The sequence below is a fragment of the Streptomyces diversicolor genome (assembly GCF_057537855.1).
Map to the genome: position 1 here is coordinate 42,286 of NZ_BAAJXA010000003.1, position 25,489 is coordinate 67,774.

The 25,489-nt window shown below is 71.5% G+C and carries 19 protein-coding genes; 13 read left to right on the forward strand and 6 right to left on the reverse strand.

The genetic code is table 11. The features are described 5' to 3' along the window. Window positions 1-16: 16 nt before the first annotated feature. Both AC27LF_RS03965 and AC27LF_RS03970 read right to left on the reverse strand, forming a co-directional pair. Window positions 17-853, reverse strand: coding sequence for a glutamate ABC transporter substrate-binding protein (locus tag AC27LF_RS03965; RefSeq protein ID WP_479657832.1), 837 nt, complete (start codon window positions 851-853; stop codon window positions 17-19). Window positions 854-932: 79 nt separating this feature from the next. Beyond that, a complete protein-coding gene (locus AC27LF_RS03970; RefSeq protein WP_479657831.1) occupies window positions 933-1,709 on the reverse strand; it encodes an amino acid ABC transporter ATP-binding protein in 777 nt (258 codons plus the stop codon). Between the two features lie 315 nt (window positions 1,710-2,024). On the opposite strand from AC27LF_RS03970, the gene AC27LF_RS03975 reads away from it, so the two are divergent. After that, the gene (locus AC27LF_RS03975; RefSeq protein ID WP_479657830.1) at window positions 2,025-2,711 is read left to right on the forward strand and encodes a response regulator transcription factor; all 687 of its coding nucleotides are present in this window, start codon (window positions 2,025-2,027) and stop codon (window positions 2,709-2,711) included. Between the two features lie 9 nt (window positions 2,712-2,720). Next, window positions 2,721-4,145 carry a sensor histidine kinase gene (locus AC27LF_RS03980; protein WP_479657829.1) on the forward strand — a complete coding sequence of 475 codons (1,425 nt, stop codon included), beginning with the start codon at window positions 2,721-2,723 and terminating at the stop codon, window positions 4,143-4,145. Here the strand turns inward: AC27LF_RS03980 and AC27LF_RS03985 are convergent. Further along, entirely contained in the window at window positions 4,135-5,133 is a 999-nt protein-coding gene (locus AC27LF_RS03985; RefSeq protein ID WP_479657828.1) for a TAXI family TRAP transporter solute-binding subunit, read from the reverse strand. The genes AC27LF_RS03980 and AC27LF_RS03985 overlap by 11 nt on opposite strands. 616 nt (window positions 5,134-5,749) lie before the next feature. Here AC27LF_RS03985 and AC27LF_RS03990 point away from each other — a divergent pair. The 3 genes from AC27LF_RS03990 (at window position 5,750) to AC27LF_RS04000 (ending at window position 8,489) form a co-directional block, all read left to right on the forward strand. Continuing rightward, window positions 5,750-6,154 carry a pyrophosphohydrolase domain-containing protein gene (locus AC27LF_RS03990; RefSeq protein ID WP_479657827.1) on the forward strand — a complete coding sequence of 135 codons (405 nt, stop codon included), beginning with the start codon at window positions 5,750-5,752 and terminating at the stop codon, window positions 6,152-6,154. A 79-nt stretch (window positions 6,155-6,233) separates the two neighbouring features. Next, window positions 6,234-7,760 (forward strand): tRNA (N6-isopentenyl adenosine(37)-C2)-methylthiotransferase MiaB, encoded by a 1,527-nt coding sequence (gene miaB / locus AC27LF_RS03995; RefSeq protein WP_479657826.1) that lies wholly within the window; start codon window positions 6,234-6,236, stop codon window positions 7,758-7,760. Between the two features lie 15 nt (window positions 7,761-7,775). Next, window positions 7,776-8,489: a class III extradiol dioxygenase subunit B-like domain-containing protein gene (locus tag AC27LF_RS04000; protein WP_479657825.1), complete on the forward strand. Its 714-nt coding sequence runs from the start codon at window positions 7,776-7,778 to the stop codon at window positions 8,487-8,489. A 64-nt stretch (window positions 8,490-8,553) separates the two neighbouring features. Here the strand turns inward: AC27LF_RS04000 and AC27LF_RS04005 are convergent, their stop codons facing one another. After that, window positions 8,554-8,877, reverse strand: coding sequence for an antitoxin (locus tag AC27LF_RS04005; protein WP_479657824.1), 324 nt, complete (start codon window positions 8,875-8,877; stop codon window positions 8,554-8,556). A 262-nt stretch (window positions 8,878-9,139) separates the two neighbouring features. Between AC27LF_RS04005 and miaA the strand changes: the two genes are divergently transcribed. The 6 genes from miaA to hflX all read left to right on the forward strand — a co-directional run bounded on the left by miaA (window position 9,140) and on the right by hflX (window position 18,270). Continuing rightward, window positions 9,140-10,078, forward strand: coding sequence for a tRNA (adenosine(37)-N6)-dimethylallyltransferase MiaA (gene miaA, locus AC27LF_RS04010; protein ID WP_479657823.1), 939 nt, complete (start codon window positions 9,140-9,142; stop codon window positions 10,076-10,078). A 108-nt stretch (window positions 10,079-10,186) separates the two neighbouring features. Further along, complete coding sequence (locus tag AC27LF_RS04015) at window positions 10,187-10,693, forward strand: hypothetical protein (protein WP_479657862.1); 507 nt, start codon at window positions 10,187-10,189, stop codon at window positions 10,691-10,693. 300 nt (window positions 10,694-10,993) lie between these two features. Then, window positions 10,994-11,863 (forward strand): diaminopimelate epimerase, encoded by an 870-nt coding sequence (gene dapF, locus AC27LF_RS04020; protein ID WP_479657822.1) that lies wholly within the window; start codon window positions 10,994-10,996, stop codon window positions 11,861-11,863. Between the two features lie 283 nt (window positions 11,864-12,146). After that, complete coding sequence (locus tag AC27LF_RS04025; RefSeq protein ID WP_479657821.1) at window positions 12,147-14,441, forward strand: RelA/SpoT family protein; 2,295 nt, start codon at window positions 12,147-12,149, stop codon at window positions 14,439-14,441. Window positions 14,442-14,906: 465 nt separating this feature from the next. Next, the gene (locus AC27LF_RS04030; protein WP_479657819.1) at window positions 14,907-16,634 is read left to right on the forward strand and encodes a M1 family metallopeptidase; all 1,728 of its coding nucleotides are present in this window, start codon (window positions 14,907-14,909) and stop codon (window positions 16,632-16,634) included. Window positions 16,635-16,776: 142 nt separating this feature from the next. Then, window positions 16,777-18,270: a GTPase HflX gene (gene hflX, locus AC27LF_RS04035; RefSeq protein WP_479657818.1), complete on the forward strand. Its 1,494-nt coding sequence runs from the start codon at window positions 16,777-16,779 to the stop codon at window positions 18,268-18,270. 67 nt (window positions 18,271-18,337) lie between these two features. Here hflX and AC27LF_RS04040 read toward each other — a convergent pair whose 3' ends face one another. Continuing rightward, window positions 18,338-19,543 carry a trypsin-like serine peptidase gene (locus AC27LF_RS04040; RefSeq protein WP_479657817.1) on the reverse strand — a complete coding sequence of 402 codons (1,206 nt, stop codon included), beginning with the start codon at window positions 19,541-19,543 and terminating at the stop codon, window positions 18,338-18,340. A 134-nt stretch (window positions 19,544-19,677) separates the two neighbouring features. Next, on the reverse strand, window positions 19,678-20,901 hold the full coding sequence (locus AC27LF_RS04045) for a trypsin-like serine peptidase (RefSeq protein WP_479657816.1): 1,224 nt from the start codon (window positions 20,899-20,901) through the stop codon (window positions 19,678-19,680). Between the two features lie 1,315 nt (window positions 20,902-22,216). Between AC27LF_RS04045 and AC27LF_RS04050 the strand changes: the two genes are divergently transcribed. Together AC27LF_RS04050 and AC27LF_RS04055 are read left to right on the forward strand one after the other, a co-directional pair. Continuing rightward, entirely contained in the window at window positions 22,217-24,214 is a 1,998-nt protein-coding gene (locus tag AC27LF_RS04050) for an IucA/IucC family protein (protein WP_479657815.1), read from the forward strand. Window positions 24,215-24,297: 83 nt separating this feature from the next. Beyond that, window positions 24,298-25,260, forward strand: coding sequence for a GNAT family N-acetyltransferase (locus AC27LF_RS04055; RefSeq protein ID WP_479657814.1), 963 nt, complete (start codon window positions 24,298-24,300; stop codon window positions 25,258-25,260). Window positions 25,261-25,489 lie beyond the last annotated feature (229 nt).

The window sequence follows — 25,489 nt, forward strand, 5'->3', positions numbered from 1 at the left end:
CCGGCCGGGCACTGCCTCAGCTCTTGACGTCGCCGATCTTCGGGGCGGGCTCGTTCTTGTAGTTGGCCGGACCGAAGTTGCTGTCCACGGCCTTCTGCCAGGAACCGTCGGAGACCATGTCCTCAAGGGCCTTGTTGATCTTGTCCTTGAGGTCGCTGCCCTTCTTGACCCCGATGCCGTAGTTCTCGTTGGTCATCTTGAGGCCGGCGAGCTTGAACTTGCCCTTGAACTGGGACTGCGAGGCGTAGCCGGCGAGGATCGAGTCGTCCGTGGTGAGCGCGTCGATGACCTTGTTCTGCAGACCGGTCAGACACGCCGAGTACGTCGGGTACTCCTGGAGCTGGGCCTTGGGAGCCAGCTTGTCCTTGACGTTCTGCGCCGAGGTCGAACCGGTCACCGAACACAGCTTCTTGCTGTTGAGGTCCGAGGCCGCCTTGATGCTGTCGTCGTCCGCGCGGATCAGCACGTCCTGGTGGGCCAGCAGGTACGGGCCGGCGAAGTCGACCTGCTGCTCGCGCTCGGGGGTGATCGAGTAGGAGGCGGCGATGAAGTCGACGTCACCGCGCTTGAGCATCGTCTCGCGGTCGGCGCTCTTCGACTCCTTCCACTCGATCTGGTCCTCGCCGTAGCCGAGCTTCTTGGCGACGTACGTGGCCACGTCCACGTCGAAGCCCGTGTAGCCCTGCGGGGTCTTCTGGCCGATGCCGGGCTGGTCGAACTTGATGCCGACGGTGATCTTCTTGCCACCGCCGGAGGAACCGCTGTCGTCCTTGTCGTCGGAACCGCACGCGGTGGCGGCCAGGGAGAGAGCGAGCACGGCGGCCGAGGCTGCGGTGACCTTGCGGAGCTTCATGGTGAACATCCTTCGTGTGGTGAGGAAGCGGGCCGGCGGTGCGGGTGAACCGGTTCGTCCGTGAGGCGTGCGGGTGCCGTCAGTGGTGCAGGATCTTCGACAGGAAGTCCTTGGCCCGGTCGCTGCGCGGGTTGCTGAAGAACTGGTCCGGCGTGGACTGTTCGACGATGCGGCCGTCCGCCATGAAGACCACGCGGTTGGCGGCCGAGCGCGCGAAGCCCATCTCATGGGTGACGACGATCATGGTCATGCCGTCACGGGCGAGTTGCTGCATGACCTCCAGGACCTCGTTGATCATCTCGGGGTCGAGGGCGGAGGTCGGCTCGTCGAAGAGCATCACCTTCGGGTCCATCGCCAGGGCCCGGGCGATGGCCACGCGCTGCTGCTGCCCGCCGGAGAGCTGCGCGGGGTACTTGTCGGCCTGGGTACCGACGCCGACCCGGTCGAGCAGGGCCCGGGCCTTCTCCTCGGCCTGCTTCTTGTCCGCCTTGCGGACCTTGACCTGTCCCAGCATCACGTTGTCGAGCACGGTCTTGTGCGCGAAGAGATTGAACGACTGGAACACCATCCCGACGTCCGCCCGCAGCCGGGCCAGTTCCCTGCCCTCCTGGGGCAGCGGCCTGCCGTCGATCGTGATGGTGCCCGAATCAATGCTCTCCAGGCGGTTGATGGTGCGGCACAGGGTCGACTTACCGGACCCGGAGGGTCCGATGACCACGACGACCTCGCCGCGAGCGATCGTCAGATCGATGTCCTGGAGCACGTGCAACGCGCCGAAGTGCTTGTTGACGCTCTTCAGGACGACCAGATCGCCGGTCGCGGCCACGTCTTCCTTGGCCACCGATACTTCGGTCATCGCTCTCAGGCTCCGTCCTCCTCGGTTTCGGAGGACAGTAGTGAGCCCCTGCGACAAGCGTCATTACATCTGAGGGGAATCTGAGCATCACGATCCGATAGCAATCGGACACGTGTCGTAGCAGTTGCGAGCTGGTCACGTATCGGCCGGGTAACGGATGCGGTGGGTAACCGGAACCCTCTTGACGCCGTCCTCGTCCATCGGCGTGACTGCCATGGTGCACGCGCGCGTGGGCACCATTCTTGTACGCGGGCACCTTCTTAGTGGCCGATGGAGAACCGGGACGGTACGACCGCTGAACCGGAGGGGGCGGGGATGAGACTGCTGCTCGTCGAGGACGACAACCACGTCGCGGCGGCACTGTCCGCGATCCTCGCCCGGCACGGCTTCGACGTCACGCACGCGCGCAGCGGCGAGGAGGCGCTGCGGGCGCTCGTCCCCGAGGGCCCCGGCTTCGGCGTGGTCCTGCTCGACCTCGGCCTGCCCGACCAGGACGGCTACGAGGTGTGCGGCAAGATCCGCAAACGCACCAGCACCCCCGTGATCATGGTCACCGCGCGTTCCGACGTGCGCTCCCGGATCCACGGCCTCAACCTCGGCGCCGACGACTACGTGGTGAAGCCGTACGACACCGGGGAACTGCTCGCCCGGATCCACGCCGTCAGCCGGCGCACCGTGCACGAGGACGCCGCGACCAGCGGCGACAGCGCGCTGCGGCTCGGCCCCGTGCACATCGAACTGCCCACCCGCCAGGTCACGGTGGACGGCACGGTGATCCAGCTGACCCGGAAGGAGTTCGATCTGCTCGCGCTCCTCGCCCAGCGGCCGGGCGTGGTGTTCCGGCGGGAACAGATCATCAGCGAGGTCTGGCGCACCAGTTGGGAGGGCACGGGACGCACCCTGGAGGTGCACGTCGCCTCCCTGCGCGGCAAACTGCGCATGCCCGCACTGATCGAGACCGTACGCGGCGTGGGCTACCGGCTCGTCGCCCCGGCCGCCTAGCGGGCACGGGTGCGCACACGGCTCCTCCCGCTGCTCATCGTCCTGATGGCGGCCGTGCTGCTCGCGCTCGGCGTCCCGCTCGCCGTCAGCAGCGCGGCGGCCGAGCAGCAGACGGTGGTCGTCGACCGGATCGACGACACGGCCCGGTTCGCCGCGCTGGCCCAGTTCGTCACCGACGCGCCCGCCGGGGCGCGCCGTACGACCGAGGACGAGCGCAAGGAGACCCTGCGCCGCGAACTCACCAGCTACTTCGAGGTCTACGGCATCCGCGCCGGCGTCTTCTACCGCAACGCCTCACCGATGGCGAACGCGCCCGGCGACTGGCTGCTGCCCGAGGAGGGCGAGGTGCGCGACGCCTTCGATGAGGCGCTGCTCAGCCGGCGCAGCCACGACCCGGAGCAGGTGTGGCCCTGGCAGCGCAGTCGGCTCGTCGTCGCCTCGCCGGTGATCCGCGACGGCGACGTGGCGGCCGTGGTGGTCACCGACTCGCCGACCGGAGCGATGCGTTCACGGACGCTGCGCGGCTGGCTGCTCGTCGGCGCCGGTGAGATCGCCGCGATGCTGCTCGCCGTCGGTGCCGCCCTCAGGCTGACCGGCTGGGTGCTGCGGCCCGTGCGCGTCCTGGACGCCACCACCCATGACATCGCCACCGGGCGCCTGAAGTCACGGGTCGCCGCGGCCGGCGGCCCGCCGGAACTGCGCAGGCTGGCCCGTTCGTTCAACGAGATGGCGGACAACGTCGAAAGCGTGCTGGAGCAGCAGCGGGCCTTCGTCGCCGACGCCTCCCACCAGTTGCGCAACCCCCTCGCCGCGCTGCTGCTGCGCATCGAACTGCTCGCCCTCGAACTGCCCGAGGGCAACGAGGAGATCGCCTCCGTGCAGACCGAGGGCAGACGGCTCGCCCAGGTCCTGGACGACCTGCTGGACCTGGCCCTGGCCGAGCACGCCGAGGCGGACCTGCGGCTGACCGACATCGGCCAGCTCGCCGCGGAGCGGGTGGCCGCCTGGGCACCGGCCGCCGAGGTCAAGGGCGTCCGGCTGATCGGCGACTGCCCGCCCACCACCGCCTGGGCCGATCCGATCACGCTGTCCAGCGCCCTCGACGCGGTGATCGACAACGCGGTGAAGTTCACGCCCGAGGACGGCACCGTCGAGGTGACCGTCGCCCGCGACGGCGAGACCTCGACGGTCGTGGTCACGGACACCGGGCCCGGTCTGTCCGACGAGGAACTGGCCCGCATCGGCGACCGCTTCTGGCGCAGCGGCCGGCACCAGAACATCAAGGGCTCCGGCCTCGGCCTGTCCATCACCCGGGCCCTGCTCGCGGCGGGCGGCGGCTCGATCGCGTACGGGCACCACGCGCCGCGCGGCCTGAAGGTGACGGTGACGGTGCCCCGGCACGGGCCCGTGGCCGCGAGCGCGCCTACGGTTTGACCGACCGGTAGTACCGTCGTGCGCCCGCGTGCAGCGTCAGGGGGTCGGTGTAGATCGCGGTGCGCAGGTCGACCAGCTGCGCGGAGTGGACGTGGCTGCCGATGTCGTCACGGCTCTTGATCACCGTGCGGGTCAGCCACTCGGTGAGCCGCGGATCCGCGTCCTTGCGGGTCATCAGCAGGTTGGAGACCGCGATCGTCGCCACCGTCATGCCCTGCTGGGCGGACGGGTAGGCGGACTCGGGCATGTTGGTGGTGCGGTAGTAGCGGGTGACGTTGCCCTGGCCGTGCAGCCGGGCCACCAGGTCGGCCCCGATCGGGACGAACCGGAGGGCGAAGGTGCGGGCCACCTCGGACAGCCCCTTCGTGGGCAGACCGCCCGACCAGAAGAACGCGTCGATGTCGCCCCGCTTCAGCCGGTCGGGCCCGGTGTCGATGCCGTCGGCCAGGGGCGTGATGTCCTTGCCGGGATCGATGCCCGCGGCCCTGAGCACCCGGTCGGCGATCAGCCGCACCCCGGAGTCCACCGGTCCTATGGCCACCCGCTTGTGCTTCAGGTCCGCGACCGTCCGCACATCGGAGTCACGCGGGACGATCAGCTGCACATAGTCGTCGTAGAGCCGGGCCACGCCGCGCAGATCCCGTGCGCCGGGCCGGTTGTCGAGCACATAGGTCTCCACCGCGTCGGCCGCCGCGATGGTGAAGTCGGCCTCGCCGGTCGCCACCCGCTGCACGTTCTCCTGTGAGCCGGCGCTGTTCAGCAGCGTCACCTTCAAGCCCGGCATGTCCTTGTCGAGTTCGGTGCGCAGCCGCTCCCCGTACTCCTGGTACACCCCGCGCTGGGTGCCGGTGCTGAAGACGATCGTCCCGGTCGGCGGGTCCTCGCCCAGGGGCAGCAGCCACCACGCCAGCAGGGCGAGGGCGACGACACCGACGGCCGCGCCCTGCACCGCACGGCGCCTGCCGATACGGGGGATCACCTTGGACATGCGCGCGATCCTGCCAGCCCACCCGCGCTCCTGACCAGGCCGGGGGAGGGCGGGGTGGGGGCGGTGACGGTCGGGTCGGGCGGGCCACGAGTGCATTCCAGGAGCGGGTGGGGCGTGGGGTTGGTGTGGTGCGTGGATCCGGTGCGACGTCATGCGGGGGACCCGGTGCGGGGCCGTGGCGGTGTCATGTGTGGGTAGGGTGCCGTGTGTTGGGATTCGAGAGCCGGGCGGGGCACTGTGTTGGGGATGCGAGGGCCGGATCGAATGCGTGCCGCGGTATCCACGCGGGATCGTCTCGCGCGCGTGCACGGCGGCAGCCTGGTCGGCGCGGCGGAACCGGCCCGGCAGCCGTCTCCGCGCGCCTGCATGGCGGTCCCTTGCCGGCCGAGCCCGCGGGTTGTTCCACGATCGCCCCCGCGCGCGTGCGCGGCAGAAGCCAGTGCGACGGCAGAGCTTGAGGCGGGCGAGACCGGGCGCGGGGCATGGCTGGTGTCACGGCCGCCGGGCGGTCAGGGGCCTGCTCGGTGTCGTGCTCACGCTGGGCAGGGCGTGGGCGGCGCCGCAGCCGGTCGGGCGGGCCGCGGGCGATGTCACAGGTGGCCGCTACAGTCGCCGTATGACCTCCTCGCCCGCCGACCTCGTCCGTGAGTTCCATCTGGCCTTCGGCCTCGACGCCCGCAGCAGACCGACCGAGGTGTCCCCCGAACTGGCCGCGCACCGCGGGGACCTGCTCGCGGAGGAGGCCGCGGAGGTCGCCGAGGTCTCGGTGGCCGGCCCCCTCGACCGGCTCGCGCACGAACTGGCCGACGTGGTCTATGTGGCGTACGGCACGGCGCTGGTCCACGGCATCGACCTCGACGCGGTGCTGGCCGAGGTGCACCGCTCCAACATGAGCAAGCGGGGACCGGACGGCCGGGTCTCCCGCCGGGCCGACGGCAAGGTGCTCAAGGGCCAGCACTACGAGGCCCCGGACGTCTCCGCGGTCCTGCGCCGCCAGGGCTGGATCCCCGGCGGCGCCTGACGGCCATGCGGCGCCGTGGGCCGGGCCTCCCGGGGGCCGGGCCGGCAGGGGCCCTCCCCGAAGCGCCTACCCTTGAGGAATGACCAGCAGCAGCGACCGGAGCCCCGCAGTGGACGTTCGAGAATCCAAGAGCTACGAAATCCGGACCTACGGGTGCCAGATGAACGTTCATGATTCCGAGCGATTGTCCGGGCTGCTCGAAGAAGCCGGTTACGTACGCGCCCCCGAAGGCTCCGACGGCGACGCCGATGTCGTCGTCTTCAACACGTGCGCCGTACGCGAGAACGCCGACAACCGGCTGTACGGCAACCTCGGCCGGCTCGCGCCGAAGAAGGCCCGGCGCCCCGGCATGCAGATCGCGGTCGGCGGCTGCTTGGCCCAGAAGGACCGCGACACGATCGTGAAGAAGGCGCCCTGGGTCGACGTCGTCTTCGGCACGCACAACATCGGCAAGCTCCCCGTCCTGCTGGAGCGCGCCCGCGTGCAGGAGGAGGTCCAGGTCGAGATCGCCGAGTCCCTGGAGGCGTTCCCCTCGACGCTGCCGACCCGGCGCGAGAGCGCGTACGCGGCCTGGGTGTCGATCTCCGTCGGCTGCAACAACACCTGCACCTTCTGCATCGTCCCCGCGCTGCGCGGCAAGGAGAAGGACCGCCGCCCCGGCGACATCCTCGCCGAGGTCGAGGCCCTGGTCTCCGAGGGCGTCAGCGAGATCACGCTGCTCGGCCAGAACGTCAACGCCTACGGCTCCGACATCGGCGACCGCGAGGCGTTCAGCAAGCTGCTGCGCGCCTGCGGCGCCGTCGAGGGCCTGGAACGGGTGCGTTTCACCTCGCCGCACCCCCGCGACTTCACCGACGACGTGATCGCCGCCATGGCCGAGACGCCGAACGTGATGCCGCAGCTGCACATGCCGCTCCAGTCCGGCTCGGACACCGTCCTGAAGGCGATGCGCCGCTCCTACCGGCAGGAGCGCTACCTCGGCATCATCGAGAAGGTCCGCGCCGCGATCCCGCACGCGGCGATCACCACCGACATCATCGTGGGCTTCCCGGGGGAGACGGAGGAGGACTTCGAGCAGACCCTCCACGTCGTCCGCGAGGCCCGCTTCACGCAGGCGTTCACCTTCCAGTACTCCAAGCGCCCCGGCACTCCGGCGGCCACCATGGACGACCAGATCCCCAAGGAGGTCGTCCAGGCGCGCTACGAGCGGCTGGTGGCCCTCCAGGAGGAGATCTCCTGGGAGGAGAACAAGAAGCAGGTCGGTCGCACCCTGGAGCTGATGGTCGCGGAGGGCGAGGGCCGCAAGGACGGCGCCACGCACCGGCTGTCCGGCCGCGCCCCCGACAACCGCCTGGTCCACTTCACCAAGCCCGAGCAGCCGGTGCGCCCTGGCGACGTGGTCACCGTCGAGGTGACGTACGCCGCCCCGCACCACCTGCTCGCCGAGGGGCCGGTCTTGGACGTGCGCCGCACGCGCGCGGGCGACGCATGGGAGAAGCGGACCGCGGCCGAGTCCGCCAAGCCGGCGGGCGTCATGCTGGGCCTGCCCAGGATCGGCGTCCCGGAGCCCCTGCCGGCCGCCGCGAGTGCCTGCGGCTGCGACTGACGTACGCTGCCGATCATGCTTGTCGCCGCCGCAGCCTGCCCCTGCCCGCCCCTCCTCGTGCCCGAGGTCGCCGCGGGCGCCGCGGCGGAGCTGGACACCGCGCGCGCCGCATGCGCGGACGCGCTCGGCGTGCTCGCCGCCGCCCGTCCCGACCGGCTGGTGGTCGTGGGGCCCGCGGCACCGGACGGGCGCGGCACCCACCCGCAGGGCGCCCGGGGCTCCTTCCGCGGCTTCGGCGTCGACCTCGACGTGCGGCTCGGGCCGGACGGCGAGCCGGCCCCCGAGCGCGCCCTGCCGCCGTCGCTCGCCGTCGCCGCCTGGCTGCTGGAGCGGACCGGCTGGGCAGATGCCCCGATCGAGGGACTCGGCGTGGGGGAACCGCTCGCACCCGGGCGGTGTATCGAAGTGGGAAGGGAAATCGGCGCGCGGGCCGCGCGGACGGCACTGCTGGTGATGGGCGACGCCAGCGCGTGCCGCACGCTCAAGGCGCCGGGCTATCTGGACGAGCGGGCGGCGCCGTTCGACGCGCGGGTCGCGCACGCGCTGGGGTCGGCGGACCTGGCGGCACTCGCGGCACTGGACGCCGAACTGGCGCAGGAGCTGAAGGCGTCGGGCCGTGCACCCTGGCAGGTCCTCGCCGGCGCCGCCGAGGGCGCGGACCTGACCGGCACACTGCTCTACGAGGACGCGCCCTACGGCGTGGGGTACCTGGTGGCGGCCTGGTCCTAGGGCGACTCCGTAGCGCCATGGCGTGACGGCGGCGGGTCCGCGTCTTGGACGCGGACCCGTGTGATCAGGAGGACGGCGGGGGCGTCTCCGTCGTGCCCGTCGTCCCCTTCGTTTCCGTCGCCCCCGTGCTTCCCGCGGTCCCGCTCGGGCCGGTCGTGCCGCCGGCCGCTTCGGAACCGCCCTTGTGCGCGAGCCGGTCCATGGCGCCCTTGGCCTTGTCGGTGCCCGCGTGGATCTTGTCGCTGTACTTGCCCTTGGTCTTCTCGTCGACCACCTTGGCGGCCTTGTCGATGCCGCCCTGGATCTTGCCCCCGTGCTGCTGCGCGAGGTCGGACACCTTGTCCTTGGCCGGGCCCAGCTTGGCCTTCACATTGTCGAAAAGACCCATGGTCCACCTTCCTTGCGGGACGGTTGCCTGCGGGCACCCGCACCGTCCCCGCCGCTCCCGCGGCTCCCTCGCCACGGCCCCTGCCAGGGTCGCGAGAAGCCGGGCTGAAGTGCCCGCATCCGTTCCATACGGTACCCGTGTGGGCGCGATCCCGCGTGACCCGAGGCATCCCGGGCGTGACACCGCAGCCCCGGGCGGGGCGCCCGGGGGCCGTCGCACCACCCGTTCGAGGCGTGGCCGCGGGGTTTGCGAGACTGGTGCGGTGAGCAGTGCACCCTTGTCCCCCCGAGTCATCGCCGTCGTCGGACCCACCGCCGCGGGCAAGTCCGACCTCGGCGTCCTCCTCGCCCAGCGGCTCGGCGGCGAGGTGATCAACGCCGACTCCATGCAGCTCTACCGTGGCATGGACATCGGCACGGCCAAACTGCCACCGGAGGAGCGCGGCGGCGTCCCGCACCACCTGCTGGACATCTGGGACGTCACGGTCACCGCATCCGTCGCCGAGTACCAGAGGCTGGCCCGCACCCGGATCGAGGCACTGCTCGGCGAGGGACGCTGGCCCATCCTGGTCGGCGGCTCCGGCCTGTACGTCCGTGGCGCGGTGGACAACCTGGAGTTCCCCGGCACCGACCCCGAGGTCAGGACCCGGCTGGAGGACGAACTCGCGCTGCGCGGCTCCGGAGCGCTGCACGCCCGTCTCGCCGCCGCCGACGCCGAGGCCGCCCGGGCGATCCTCCCCAGCAACGGCCGCCGTATCGTCCGTGCCCTGGAAGTGATCGAGATCACCGGCCGGCCGTTCACCGCCAACCTGCCCGGCCATGACTCGGTGTACGACACCGTGCAGATCGGCGTCGACGTGGCCCGCCCCGAACTCGACGAGCGCATCGCGCACCGCGTCGACCGCATGTGGGAGACGGGCCTCGTGGCCGAGGTGCGGGCACTGGAGGCGCGCGGCCTGCGCGAGGGGCGTACGGCGTCGCGCGCGCTCGGCTACCAGCAGGTCCTCGCGGCGCTGTCCGGAGACTGCACCGAACAGGAGGCGCGCACGGAGACCGTACGTGCCACCAAACGCTTCGCGCGCCGCCAGGATTCGTGGTTCAGGCGCGATCCCCGGGTGCACTGGTTGAGTGGGGCCGCGGCGGACCGCTCGGAACTCCCGCACCTCGCACTGGCGTTGCTCGAACGACCGGTCACAGCCTGATCACGTGATGGCATCGGGATGCGCCGCCGGTCATCGGGGCCTTCGGCGCCATGCCATCATCGAGCTTCGATCGACCAAGTGGAGTCCGAGTTGGGAGGGCGCGTGGCGATGGAGGCCGGCCCTCGCGACACCGCACAAGGCACCGAACACGTCACCACCGACGGCGGCGAAGCGGAGCAGGGTGAGGACCGCCTGAGCCCCGACGGACCGGACGAGACGCCGGGCGGCGTGACCGCCGACGGACCCGAGCCCGAGGAGATGTTCGCCGGCGGGCCGGAGGTCGAGGTCGAGCTGCGCCCGCAGCGCCGGCTGCGGATCTGGCAGCTCGCCCCCATCGTGGGCCTGGCCGCGATCGGCTCCCTGATGTTCGCCTTCCCGCTCGCCTTCGATTTCGGGGACAGCGGCGCGGTGATCGCGATGCTGGGCCTGCTGATCTGCTCCTGCTCCGCGGGCTGGGGCATGATGGCCGCCCGCCGCGTCGGCCACACCCTGCCGGGGCTGCCCCCGCGGGGCTCCGGACGCCGCCCCGACTGGCGGGTCGTCCTGGCCTACGTCCTGATCGTGGCCGTGGTGGCGATCCTCGCCGTGTGGCGCGTGGCCCGCCTCCGCCACTGAGCCGAGCACACCGACCTCCGAGCCCCGCTCGGCCACGGGCATCGGCGCAGGCCACCGGGCCGCTGCCCGAGGACCGCGCGGCCGTCACCCCACCCACCCGTCGGGATGCCGCGCCGGTCTCCGAGGGAGGGTGAGGTGATGCGCAGGAGCCCAGAAGACCGGCCGCCGGGCCCGATCGGCTGTGGCCGTCGGCGGGGTGCGGCGTCGGTGCCCCAGGGCCGCTCGGCCGGAGGCGTCGGTGGGGTGGGGCGTGGGTTGCCGGGCGGTGGGGATGTCGTAGTGACCCCGTACGATCGAGGAATGAGCACGCGGATCGCCTTCCTCAAGGGTCACGGCACCGAGAACGACTTCGTGATCGTCCCCGACCCGAAGAACGCCCTGGACCTCACCCCGGCCGCCGTCGCCGCCCTGTGCGACCGCCGCGCCGGCATCGGCGGCGACGGCGTGCTGCACGTGGTGCGCTCCGCCGCGCACCCGGAGGCCGCGGGGATGGCGCCCCGAGCGGAGTGGTTCATGGACTACCGCAACGGCGACGGCTCGGTCGCGGAGATGTGCGGCAACGGAGTCCGGGTGTTCGCGCGCTACCTCCAGCACGCCGGGCATGTGACCGAGGGCGACCTGACCATCGCCACGCGCGCGGGAGTGAAGAGCGTCCACATCGCCAAGGACGGCGACGTCACGGTCGGCATGGGCAGCGCGCGCCTGCCCGAGGGCGCCGTGACGGTGAGCGTCGGCGAGCGCAGCTGGCCCGCGCGGAACGTGAACATGGGCAACCCGCACGCCGTCGCCTTCGTCGACGACCTCGCGCACGCGGGCGACCTCCGCACCCAGCCCCCGTTCAGCCCGGCCGCCGCCTACCCCGCCGGGGTCAACATCGAGTTCGTCGTCGACCGCGGTCCCCGGCACGTCGCCATGCGGGTGCACGAACGCGGCTCCGGCGAGACCCGCTCGTGCGGCACGGGCGCGTGCGCCGTCGCCGTGGCCGCCGCCCGCCGCGACGGCACCGACCCGGCCGTCACCGGAAGCCCGGCCACCTACACCGTGGACGTCCCCGGCGGACGCCTCGTGATCACCGAGCGGCCGGACGGCGAGATCGAGATGACCGGCCCCGCGGTGATCGTGGCCGAGGGCGAGATCGACGCCGAGTGGCTGGAAAACGCCGCCCGCTGACCACGCGAACCGTGGCCCCCGCCGCCCCGGACAGATGGATCCGCGGGCATCGGGGCCCGCGCCGGTTCGAATCCACGGCCGACCGCGGAGCACCTGGCGCAAAACCGTAAACCTCAAGAACGTCGCTCGAATGGGTGATCCGTTTCACGCTCGGCGAGAGGCGGTCAGCCGGGCGTGGTGGGCTCGATAGCATCAAGCACCGGCACGGACGGGGGAACGTCGCCATCCCTGAGCCGCGTACGCCCTGGGGCTCCGTCCGCCGGTCCACGAGCCGGAGGTGCCCATGAGTGCGGAGGCCACGAACCCCGCGACCCCTGGTCCTGTAGCCCCTACAGCGCCCCGCAGGAAGGCCCGCCCCCGGATCGACCTGCGCCGGCTCGGCCGGGCCGCGCTGCTCGGCCCGGCGGCCCGTGACCGGCTGCCCGACGCCATCGGCCACGTCGTCGAAGCCCACCGCGCCCACCACCCCGACGCCGACCTCGAACCGCTGCGCCGCGCCTACGTCCTGGCGGAGTCCTCGCACCGCGGCCAGATGCGCAAGAGCGGCGAGCCGTACATCACGCACCCCCTCGCCGTGACCCTGATCCTTGCCGAACTCGGCGCCGAGACCACGACCTTGACGGCCTCCCTGCTGCACGACACCGTCGAGGACACCGATGTGACGCTGGACCAGGTGCGCGACCAGTTCGGCGAGGAGGTCCGCTACCTGGTCGACGGGGTCACCAAGCTGGAGAAGGTCGACTACGGCGCCGCCGCCGAGCCCGAGACCTTCCGCAAGATGCTCGTCGCCACCGGCAACGACGTCCGGGTGATGTCGATCAAGCTCGCCGACCGGCTGCACAACATGCGCACCCTCGGCGTGATGCGCCCCGAGAAGCAGGCCCGGATCGCCAAGGTGACCCGCGACGTCCTCATCCCGCTCGCCGAGCGGCTGGGCGTCCAGGCCCTGAAGACCGAACTGGAGGACTTGGTCTTCGCGATCCTCCATCCCGAGGAGTACGAGCACACACGGCAGCTGATCGCCGCCAACGCGGCACGGCCCGACGATCCCCTCACCGAGATCGCCGACGAGACCCGCACGGTCCTGCGCGAAGCCGGCATCCCGGGCGAAGTCCTCATCCGGCCGCGGCACTTCGTCTCCGTGCACCGCGTGACGCGCAAGCGTGGACGGCTGCGTGGCGCCGACTTCGGGCGGCTGCTCGTGCTGGTCAACGAGGACGCGGACTGCTATGGCGTGCTGGGCGAGCTGCACACCTGCATGACGCCCGTCGTCTCGGAGTTCAAGGACTTCATCGCCGTACCCAAGTTCAACCTGTACCAGTCGCTGCACACGGCCGTCGCCCGCGCGGACGGCCAGGTCGTCGAAGTCCTCATCCGCACCCACCAGATGCACCGCGTCGCCGAGGCGGGCGTGGTTGCCCTCGGCAACCCCTACGCCCCACCCGCGGACGAGCACGCGTCGGCGGCCGACGGGGAGCGCGCCGACCCGACCCGCCCCGGCTGGCTGTCCCGGCTCCTCGAATGGCAGCGGGGCGCCCCCGACCCCGACACCTTCTGGTCCACGCTGCGCGAAGACCTCGCCCAGGACCGCGAGATCACCGTCTTCCGGCCCGACGGCGGCACGCTGGGCCTGCCCGAGGGCGCCACCTGCGTGGACGCCGCCTACGCCCAGTACGGCGAGGACGCGCACGCCTGCATCGGTGCCCGCGTCAACGGCCGCCTCGCCACCCTCAGCACGGTCCTCAGGGACGGCGACTCCGTCCAGCTCCTCATGGGCCAGGACCCGGCCTCGGAACCCTCCCGGGAATGGCTGGAGCACGCCCACACACCTGCCGCGCGCATCGCCATCCAGCGGTGGCTCGCCGCGCATCCCGAGGATCCGGCGGACGCCCCGGCGGCGGAGCGCACGCGATTCGGTGAGCGCCCCGCCGACTCCGCGAGCGGCGCCGGGTCGGCGTCCGGCCCGCGGACACCGGCGGCGAGTGACCCGACCGCGCCGGCGGCCGACGCCAGCACGGGCGCCGACGACGGACCCGGGGGCGCGGGGGGCGCCCCCGTCCTCCACGCGCCGGGCGCGCGCTCCGGAGGACACCGGGCGCGACCCGGCGTCGACCCCAGACGCGCGGGCGCCGACCTCCTCGTCGAAGGCCCGGGCGCCGGCGTACGCCTCGCCGGATGCTGTACGCCGGTGCCGCCCGACGAGATCACCGGCTTCTCCGTGCGCGGCGGCGTGGTGACCGTGCACCGCCTGCGCTGCGCCGCGGTGACGCGCATGAGGAGCGGGGGGCGCGCGGAGGTCGGCGTGCGGTGGGGCGACAGCGCCGCATGCCGGGTCACACTCGTCGCGGAATCCTTCGGACGGCCCCATCTGCTCGCCGACCTCACCGAAGTGATCGCCCTGGAGGGCGCCGAAATCGTCTCCGCCACCGTCGAACCGCCCAGCGAACAACGCGTCCGCCACACCTACACCCTCCAACTGGCCGACGCGGCCGGCCTCCCCGCCCTGATGCGCGCCATGCGCAACGTCCCCGGCGTGTACGACGTGAGCCGAGCACAACACGAGCCCACACACCCCTGACCCACACCCACCCTCCGGCGCGCCCCGAGCGCCGTCCACCACCTCCCGCGCCACCAAGCACCGCCCACCACTTGGCGCCGCCCGAGCGTTGCCCACCAGCTCCCGCGTCCCAAGCCGCGCCTGCCGGTGGACTTCGCACCCCGTCCGCGCCGGGCGCCGGGCTCGGGCTCTCGCGGGCGGCGCCCGGTACCGCGGCTCCCGGGAACGGGGCCCCCACCACACCCCGTGAGCCTTCAAGCCATGCCCGGCAGCAGACTTCGCGCCGCGTTCTGCGCCGGGCGCCGCCCCGGGGTCTCGCAAGCTGCGCCCGCTCCCGAACCTCGCGCCCCCGAGCGGCGCTCGGCGCCAGACCTCGGCCTGACCGGCTTCCTAAGACTCCTGGCGGCGTCGGCCGGACCAATCCGTTCGAGTGGGCGGCGCGCGCGTCGCCACGGCGGCGCACGGGCGCGCTGGTAGCGGTGGTGCATGCTGCTCACCCCCCAGACCCGGCCGCGCCGGGCCATCCGGCACCGGAAAGCCGCCCTCCTGGCCGCCGCCGTCTCCGTGTGCCTCCTGTCCGCGAGCGCACCCGCCGCCCCGCTGGGCGTCGGCGACCGGCTCTTCCCGTACCTCGGCAACCCCGGATACGACGTGGCGTCGTACGACCTCGACCTCACCTATCCCGGCAGCAACGACAAACCCCTCAAGGCCGTCACCACCATCGACGCCTGGACCACCAGCACCCTGGACCGGCTCAACCTCGACTTCGCGCACGGCAAGGTCGAGTCCGTGGAGGTCGACGGCAGGTCGGCCGGCTTCGCCCGGGCCGGCGACGACCTGGTGGTCACCCCGGACAGGCCGCTGCCCCGGGGCAGTTGGACGCGGATCACCGTCCGGCACACCAGCGACCCGATGCCCGCCAAGGACCGGGACGGCGGCTGGGTGCGCACCACGGACGGCCTCGCCCTGGCCAACCAGGCCGACGCCGCGCACCTGGTCTTCCCGTGCAACGACCACCCCTCCGACAAGGCGATGTTCACCTTCCGGATCACCGCCCCGAACGACTACACGGCCGTCGCCAACGGACTGCCGACCGGCGTGGACCGGATCGGCTCCGCCACCACCTGGACGTACCGCACCCAGCACCCCATGGCCACCGAACTCGCCCAGGTGTCCATCGGCCGCTCCAGCGTCCTGCACCGCTCCGGACCGCACGGACTGCCGGTGCGCGACGTCGTGCCGAGCGCCGACCGCAAGGCCCTCGAACCCTGGCTGGCGAAGACCCCCGACCAGATCGCCTGGATGGAGGGCAAGGTCGGGTCGTACCCCTTCGAGACGTACGGCCTGCTCATGGCCCAGGCCGCCACCGGCTTCGAACTGGAGACACAGACCCTCTCCCTCTTCGAGAAGGAACTGTTCACCGAGCCCGCCTACCCCAAGTGGTACGTCGAGTCGATCATGGTGCATGAGCTGTCGCACCAGTGGTTCGGGGACAGCGTCAGCCCGCGCACCTGGTCCGACCTATGGCTCAACGAGGGGCACGCCACCTGGTACGAGGCCCTGTACGCACAGGAGAAGGCGGACCGGCCCATGGTCGACCGGATGAAGGCGGCCTACGGCGCCTCCGACCGCTGGCGTGCCTCAGGCGGCCCGCCCGCCGCCCCCAAGCCGCCCCAGCCGGGTCAGAAGATCGGGATCTTCCGGTCGAACGTCTACGACGGCGCCGCACTGATCCTGTACGCCCTGCGCCAGGAGATCGGACGCCCCGCCTTCGAGCGGCTGGAACGGCTCTGGGTGCAGAAGTACCGGGACGCCACCGCGACCACGGCCGACTTCGTGAGCCTCGCCTCGTCGGTCGCCGGACGCGATCTGGACGGGTTCTTCAAGGGCTGGCTGTACGGCGAGAAGACCCCGCCGATGCCCGGACACCCGGACTGGAGGTCCACGCCCCCCGAGAAGAAGACCGGGGGTTCCCCCGCCCAGACCACCGCGGGATCGCCCGCGAAGGAAGGCACGGGAACGACCGGGAAGAAGGGCACTGAGGCGTCCACGAAGAAGGGCGCGGGAACGTCCGCCAAGAAGGGCACGGGAACGTCCGCGAAGAAGGACACGGGGGCGTCCGCCAAGGGGGGAAAGCGGGCGCCCGCGAAGCAGGGACAGGGAGCGTCCGCCAAGGGGGGCGCCGCACCGCGCGCGAACGCGCCCGCGGGATGACACCCGGAATAAGCCGGTGACGAGACGGCCCGTGCCGTGCGACCATCGTCAGGTCGGCGCGGCACGGGATACGGGAATCTCCCGCCGTCCTCGTGCGTTGTTCACCATGACCGCCGTGAATCCCCTGCGACGTAAGGACCCAATGACCTCCTCTTCTTCCTTTTCCCAGGACACCAAGCGCCTTGCGCACGACTACCCCGAGGGTCTTCGGGCCGATGCCCTGATGGAAGAGGACGTCGCCTGGAGCCACGAGAGCGACGGAGAGCGGGACGGCGACCAGTTCGACCGCTCCGAGCGCGCTGCGCTGCGCCGCGTGATCGGCCTCTCCACCGAGCTTGAGGACGTCACCGAGGTCGAGTACCGACAGCTCCGCCTGGAGCGGGTTGTGCTCGTCGGGGTGTGGACCTCCGGGACCGTGCAGGACGCCGAGAACTCCCTCGCCGAGCTGGCCGCCCTCGCCGAGACCGCGGGCGCGCTCGTGCTCGACGGCGTGGTGCAGCGCCGCGACAAGCCGGACGCGGCCACCTACATCGGCTCCGGCAAGGCCGACGAACTGCGCGACATCGTCCTCGAAACGGGCGCGGACACCGTCGTCTGCGACGGTGAGCTGAGCCCGGGCCAGCTGATCCACCTGGAGGACGTCGTCAAGGTCAAGGTCATCGACCGTACGGCCCTGATCCTCGACATCTTCGCCCAGCACGCCAAGTCCCGAGAGGGCAAGGCACAGGTGGCGCTCGCGCAGATGCAGTACATGCTGCCCAGGCTGCGCGGCTGGGGCCAGTCGCTGTCCCGCCAGATGGGCGGCGGCAAGGGCGGCGGCCTCGCCACGCGTGGCCCCGGTGAGACCAAGATCGAGACGGACCGGCGACGGATCCGCGAGAAGATGGCGAAGATGCGCCGGGAGATCGCGGAGATGAAGACCGGCCGCGAGATCAAGCGCCAGGAACGCAAGCGGAACAAGGTGCCGTCCGTCGCCATCGCGGGCTACACCAACGCCGGAAAGTCCTCGCTGCTCAACCGTCTCACGGGCGCGGGCGTCCTGGTCGAGAACGCCCTGTTCGCGACCCTGGACCCGACCGTCCGCCGGGCCGAGACCCCGAGCGGCCGGGTGTACACGCTCGCCGACACCGTCGGCTTTGTCCGGCACCTGCCGCACCACCTGGTCGAGGCGTTCCGCTCCACCATGGAGGAGGTCGGCGACTCCGACCTGATCCTGCATGTGGTGGACGGCTCGCACCCCACTCCGGAGGAGCAGCTGGCCGCCGTGCGCGAGGTGATCAGGGACGTCGGAGCCACCGACGTGCCCGAGATCGTCGTGATCAACAAGGCGGACGCGGCCGACCCGCTGGTGCTCCAGCGGCTGCTGCGCGTCGAGAAGCGGTCCATCGCCGTCTCGGCCCGCACCGGACGAGGCATCGACGAACTGCTCGCGCTCATCGACAACGAACTGCCCAGGCCCTCGGTCGAGATCGAGGCCCTGGTGCCGTACACACACGGCAAGCTGGTCGCCCGCACCCACACCGAGGGCGAGGTGATCTCCGAGGAGCACACCGCGGAGGGCACGCTGCTCAAGGCACGGGTGCACGAGGAACTGGCGGCCGATCTCGCGCCGTACGTTCCCGCGCCGCTCGCCTGAGCCACCGCGACACAGGCCGAAGGCCCGCCCCGCCGACCGCGGGAGCGGGCCTTCGGCCTGCCGGGGTCTACTGACCGCCGTACGTCCTGCTCATGTTCTGGTACAGCGCCTCGGCCTCCTGGCCGAGCTGCGGGCCCGCGAGCCAGGTGCTGTCCGTCGGGCCGATCGACGTGTTCGAGACCAGCACGGTCTTGCCGCCCGCCACCCGGAACCAGCCGCCGCCCGACGATCCACCGGTCATGGTGCAGCCGATGCGGTACATGGTCGGCAGCGACGGGCTCAGCGACAGCCGCCCCGGCCGGTCGATGCACTTGAACATCTTCAGACCGTTGTACGGCGGCGCCGCCGGATACCCCCAGGCGCCCATATCGGCCACCTCTGCCGCGGACGGCGCGGAGAAGTCCACGTCGAGCGCCGCGCCGACGGTCTCCTCCAGGGACTTCGACCCGTTCTCCGGCTTCACATGCAGCACGGCGTAGTCGTGTGCGGCGCCCGCGCCGCCCGTCTCCGAACCGCCCTGGATCCACTCGTTCGAGGTGGAGGCCCAGTCCGCCCACCAGGTGCCGTACGGGGCGATCTGTGAGGCCGTCGCCCCCGCAAGCTCCGCCTCGGACGTGCCGAGGTCGTTGTACGACGGCACGAAGGCGATATTGCGGTACCAGCCCCCGTTCTGACCGGCGTGCACACAGTGACCGGCCGTCCACACCAGGTTGGACCTGCCCGGATGGTTGACGTCCTTGACGACCGTGCCGGAGCAGACCATCGAGCCCTCGGGGGAGTCGAAGAAGACCTTGCCGACCGGGGCCGCGTTCTCGTGGTACGGCGTCTTCTCCGCCTGCGCCTGCACGGGCTGCGGCTCCGGGTCGCTGACGCCCTGGTCCGCGGAGGCGTCCTGCGTCGAGATCGTCTTGTCGGCCTCCTCCGCGGACCGCATCCGCTCCGGCTTCCAGAGGCCCTCGATCACCGGGTTGACGAAGTCCTTGGCCTCACTGAGCCACTTGTCCTTGTCCCAGTCCTTCCAGCCGCCGCCGGTCCACCGGTCGACATCAATGCCGCGCTCCTTGAGCCTGCCCGCGATGTCGGCCGGGAGACCGGCCTTGCCGTCATCGGCCCCGGCCGCCCGAGAGGCGCCGGGCTTGTCGCTCGCCTTGTCGTCGTCGGAGCCCCCGCAGCCCGTCGCCGTGAGTGCCAGTGCCGCGACCAGACCGGTTGCCGCGAGGACGGTGCGCCGCCGTCCACGGCGGTGCGTGAAGGGCGTACGTATGGAACGCATGGTGCGATAACCCCCGTTGAAACGTGTGATGACACCCCACTATGCCCGTGGGGCTGGGGACGAACGGCGGCGAGCAGGTGAAGGTTCCCGTGACACCCCGCCGCCGTCCCCGACCTGGCTGTGCCCGCCGGCTCCTACTGCCCGGCGAACTTCTTGCTGACCGCGCTGTACACACCCTCGGCCACGTCACCCAGCCGCGGACCGGCCAGCCAGCCCGAACTCACCGGGCCGATGGAGGTGTTGGACACCAGCGACGGCTTGCCGTCGGAACCGGTCTCCACCCAGCCGCCGCCGGACGAACCACCCGTCATCGTGCAGCCGATGCGGTACATCGTCGGGTCCGACTTGCCGAGCGACAGCCTGCCCGGCTTGTCCTGGCACTGGTACAGCGACTGACCGTCGAACGGTGCCGCCGCCGGATAACCGGTCGCAGTGATGCTCGCGACCTTCGGCACCGCCGGGGCGTCGAAGTCCACCGGAAGCGCCGAACCGACCGTCTCCTCCAACGACTTGCCGCTGCCGCCCTCTTCCGGCGTCACATGGATCACGGCGAAGTCGTACGAGGCACCGTCCCCGCCCGTCTCACCGCCCTGCTCGATCCACTGCTGAGAGGTCTGCGCCCAGTCGCCCCACCAGATCCCGTACGGAGCGATCTGCTCCTTGGTGGCGCTCTGCAACTCCTCGTTGGTCATGCCCTTGTCGTTGTACGACGGCACGAACGCGATGTTGCGGAACCAGCCGCCCTTCTTACCGGCGTGCACACAGTGGCCGGCGGTCCACACCATGTTGGACTTGCCGGGGTTCGCCGGGTCCTCCACCACCGTCGCCGAGCAGACCATCGTGCCCTCGGGGGAGTCGAAGAACACCTTGCCGGCGGTGGCGGCGTTGGTGTGGTACGGCGGCTGCACCGCCTGCGCCTTCACCGGCGTCGGCGTCGGATCGGTCACACCCTGGTCACCGGAGAGGTCGTTGTCGTCCACGCCCCGGTCCGGGTCGTCGGCGTCCCGCATGCGGTCCGGGTCCCACAGGCCCTTGATGATCGGGTTGATGAAATCGTTCGCCTCACGCAGCCAGTCGTCCTTGTTCCAGTTCTTCCATGCGCCGTTCTTCCACTGGTCGAGGTCGATCCCGTGCTCCTTGAGCCGGTCCTTGATGTCCTCCGGGATCTTGATCTTTCCGTCGTCAGCGGCCGCGGAGGCGGTGGCCCGGCCGTCCGCGTTGTCGTCGCCGTCGCCGTTGCACGCGGTGACGGTGAGCGCCAGCGCCGAGACGAGGGCGACGGCGGCCAGCACGGGGGAGGTTCTGCGGCCCGCACTCCTCCCGCGGCGAACGGTGAAGGACGGCCGTATGGATCGCATGCTCTTGACTCCCCCTGGTGGTAAGGAAACTCGGTGCTACGACCGTGATGTCAGGCGGAACCTATGGGCAGTTCACGCCGCACTCACGGCCCTCTGGGAACGGCACCACACACTATGCGTTCGCTGTGGGGGACTTCCCACGGAACAGCAACAGTTGCGTCACGGCAAGGATCTTGAGGCAACCCGTAACCCGGTGGGCGGTCCGGGGTTGTAGCCGTGAGGGGCCTGCTGCCCGTGCCCGGTCCCGCGGATCAACTGGCCTCTGGACAGCGGGAGGACTCCAAGCCGTGGCCGTGACCGATTCGGTGACCGATCCCCAGACCCCGGAGCCATCCGAGCGAGCGCACGCCGCCCACACGGGCACCCCGTCGACCCCGTCGACACGCGGACCGACAGTACGCGGCACCACGCACGCCCTCCCCACCGCCCCCCTGCGATCACCCGTCCCGACCGACAAGCCCCCCAACATCCAAAGCCCCCTCGCCCCCTCCTCCGGCACCGGCACCTGCTCCCGCATCGGCACCGACTCCCGCACCGGAATCGGCAGCCGAACAGACATCGGCACCGGGATCGGCGCCAGCACCGGGATCGGCGCCCAAGCCGACACCAGCGCCCAAGCCGGGACTGGTGCCCGAACCAGGACTGGCACAGGCACCGGCACAGGCACCGGCACCCGAACCGGGACCGGTACAGGGACCGGCATCGGGACCGGTGCAGGCAGAGGCACCGGGACCGGCACAGGCACCAGGACCTGCACCCGAACCGGTACAGGCATCGGGACCGGCACCGCGGGCCACAGCGCCCCTGCCGCCCTGGCTGTCATCCGCGAGGCGCTTGCGCCAGGCACCCCCTTCTCCATACTCGGCCGGGCCACCTCCTCACCCTTGACCTGCCCACCCCCCTCAAAGACGCCGCCACGCCCGAACCGCCCCGCGCCCCGCCGCCTGCCGTCGCCGACCGTGACGGAGCCCGCGTACGGCGCTACGCACGGGCCGGCACGGACACGGGCGCGGCGGCCCTCGCAATGGGCCGGGACGGTCACCGGCCGCCCCCGAATCCTCGCCGCCACCGGCACTCACCCCAGCAGCGATCACGGACACCCCGGCGTGCCCGGCGACGTCTGCGCCGAACGGATCGCCCTCCTGTCCCACCCCGGGACCACGGCTGCCTCTCTGGCACCCGCGGTCGGCTCCGCCCTCCCCGCCCGAACCACCTCCCCTCGCTGTCCGGCCCTCGCCCCGACCCCTGTCGTATGGGGCCGGGCGACGACCCCCAAGGCCATCGCCCCCCTGCTCCGCACGCTCTAGGAACAGTCTTGAACGCCAGCCCCACCTCCAGCGGCCGTTCCCGCACTCCTGACACCACCTCCCACGCCACACAATCCCCGGCCGCGCCGACGGCCGGGAGGGTGCCCGAACAGAGACCCCGGACCGCGGAAACGCACCGCCCGTGGAGCGCATCCCACGACCTCTTGGAACATCCGGATCCCCACACGGTCGCCCAGAGCGCGGCCATGGAGAACCTGCTCCGCTGTTGGGTCCGTGAGACGAGCCTCGCCCCCGACGCCACCCCCCACGCCGACTCCGATTCCGACACCGACGCCGGCACGGACGCCCGCTACGGCACGCTCCGCATCCCACTGCCCCACAGCGGCACGGCCCTGACGGCACCCATCCACTACTGGTCCCCGACCGGCTGGCACCGTTTCGGCCGCCCGCGCCTGGCCGACGCCCCCGCGGACGCCCCACCGGTCGACGCCGTGACCCTCGCGGCGCTGATCGCCAGGGAGACACCCGGCGGCACTGACACCCCCGCCGGTCCGGGTACCGCCGTGCCCCCCAACGGGGGAGACCTGGCTGCACGAGTGGCCGACTCGGTCCGCCGCACCGTCGGCTTCATCAGCGACCGTCGCTCCCACCCCGCCGACGGACCCGACCTGTTTCTCAGTGCCGAACAGGCACTCCTGCTCGGACACCCGCTGCACCCGACCCCGAAGAGCCGAGAGGGCCTGTCCGAAGCCGAAGCCCGCCTGTACTCACCGGAACTGCGCGGCTCTTTCCCGCTGCACTGGATGGCCGTATCACCCTCCCTGCTCGCTACTGACTCCGCCTGGACCGAGCGCGGACGCCCGGTGCGAGCGGAACACCTCACGGCACGGCTGGCCGGCTCGGGACTGCCCCTGCCTGACGGGTTCGCCGCCCTTCCTCTGCACCCTTGGCAGTCACGGGAGGTCCGGCACCGAGACGACATCGCCGCCCTTCTCGACGCGGGACTGCTCCGTGAACTCGGTCCCTTCGGTACCCCGTGGAATCCCACCTCCTCCGTACGCACCGTCCATCAGTCCGGTGCTCCCGCGATGCTCAAGCTGTCGTTGGGCCTGCGGATCACCAACTCCCGCCGGGAAAACCTCCGCAAGGAACTCCACCGCGGTGTCGAGGTGCATCGCCTGTTGCGTTCCGGCCTGTCGCAGCAGTGGCAGGCCGTGCACCCCGGCTTCGACATCGTCCGCGACCCCGCCTGGCTGGCCGTCGACGACCAGGACGGCCTGCCCGTCCGGGGACTCGATGTGGTGATCCGGCACAACCCCTTCGCACCCACCGACGACGTCTCCTGCATCGCCGGTCTCATCGCGCCTCGCCCCATGGCCGTCCCCGCCGCCGACGGGCACCCCACGCCTGCGGGGACACGGCCCCTCCGGTCCCGCCTGGCCCAGGTCCTCACGCGCCTCGCCGAGCGGACCGGTCGTCCCCGTGGAACGGTCGCCGCGGAGTGGTTTCTGCGCTACCTGGAGGCGGTCGTGCGTCCCGTGCTGTGGCTGGACAGCGAGGCGGGGATCGCGCTGGAGGCGCACCAGCAGAACACGCTGCTCGTCCTGGACGACGAGGGTTGGCCTGTGGGCGGCCGCTACCGCGACAACCAGGGCTACTACTTCCGCGAGTCCCACCGCGCCGAACTCGACGCACGCCTGCCCGGCATCGGCGAGCGCAGCGACACATTCGTCTCCGACGAGGTCACCGACGAGCGGTTCGGCTACTACCTCGCCATCAACAACGTGCTCGGCCTGATCGGTGCGTTCGGCTCGCAACACCTCGCCGACGAGCGCCTGCTGCTGGCCGCGTTCCGCCGCTTTCTCGCCGGTGTCGCGGCGGGGCCCACACCGCTGCGGACCTCCCTGCCCGCCCGCCTGCTGGACTCACCCGTCCTGCGCTGCAAGGCCAACCTGCTCACGCGGTTGCACGGTCTCGACGAACTCGTCGGTCCAGTCGACACCCAGTCCGTCTACGTCACCATCGCCAACCCCCTTCATTTCTGAAGCGGACAACACCCACCTCCTTCACCCACCGAATTCACCCTCCGAGGAATGCGAGCCACCTCGGCCTCTGAGAGGAGCGCGCCATGTCCCCTGCCGACGCGAGCACCGACACCGGACCCGTGCCCGTTCGCCCGGGTCTCCCCGATCCCGGAGGGGACAGCGAGGACACCCTGGATCTGCGCCTCCCCGACGAACTCGTGGCCCTCATCGCCGCGGAACGGGAGGACTCCGATGACCGATCCGGTGCCGGTGCCGGTGGTGGCATCGGTACCGCCGGCACCGATGCCGGTCCGCTCGCCGCGGGGGACGAGCGGGGACCGTCTCCGGCGGGGGCCGATCCGGGCTCCGGGACGGATACCGGTCGGCGCTCGGAGTGGGACACCCCGTATCCCTTCGCGGCACACGCCGACTCGCCGTCGGCCGCGAAAGCCGGCCCGCCGTCCGCTGCGGAGGTCGGCTTCTCCGCCGCCGCCGACGACCTGCTCGACCATGTCGCCGGCTGGGGCCCGACCCGTACCCCCGCGGGCCTGTTCCAGTTGGTCCCCGTCCGCCTCGACCACGACCTCCCGCTCATCAGCCGCTGGATGAACGACCCGGCGGTCGCCGCCTTCTGGGAACTGGCCGGTTCCCCGGACAGGACCGAGGAACACCTGACCACCCAGCTGACCGGTGATGGCCGCAGCGTGCCGTGCCTCGGCACGCTGGACGGCACCCCGATGAGCTACTGGGAGATCTACCGGGCGGATCTGGACCCGCTGGCACGCCACTATCCGGCCCGCCCGCACGACACCGGAATCCACCTGCTGATCGGCGGCGTCGCCGACCGAGGGCGGGGTCTTGGATCGGCCCTGCTCAGAGCAGTGGCCGACCTGGTCCTGGGCCGGCGGCCCACCTGTTCACGAGTCGTCGCCGAGCCCGACCTGCGCAATACGCCGTCCATTGCCGCCTTCCTTTCTGCAGGCTTCCGGTTCGCCGCCGAGGTCGACCTGCCCGCCAAGCGGGCCGCCCTCATGATTCGGGACCGGTCACTGCGTGATGTGCTGTAGCGCCGAGTGACGATGCATTCACATGTAGTACACCGCTCGGGCCGCTGGGGTTCCGGGTCGGCCGAAACGAATGCATCGAGCGGGGCAGCCGGGTCGTCTTCAGCGAGGCCACTGGTTCGCCGGCCGCTTCGCGCACCGCCGCGAGCCGAGCAATCCGGACGTGGGCCGGCCCGCGCTGCCCGGCACCGGCCGAAGGCATCCCGCCGCCTGCCGCCGCAGCCGACCGGGC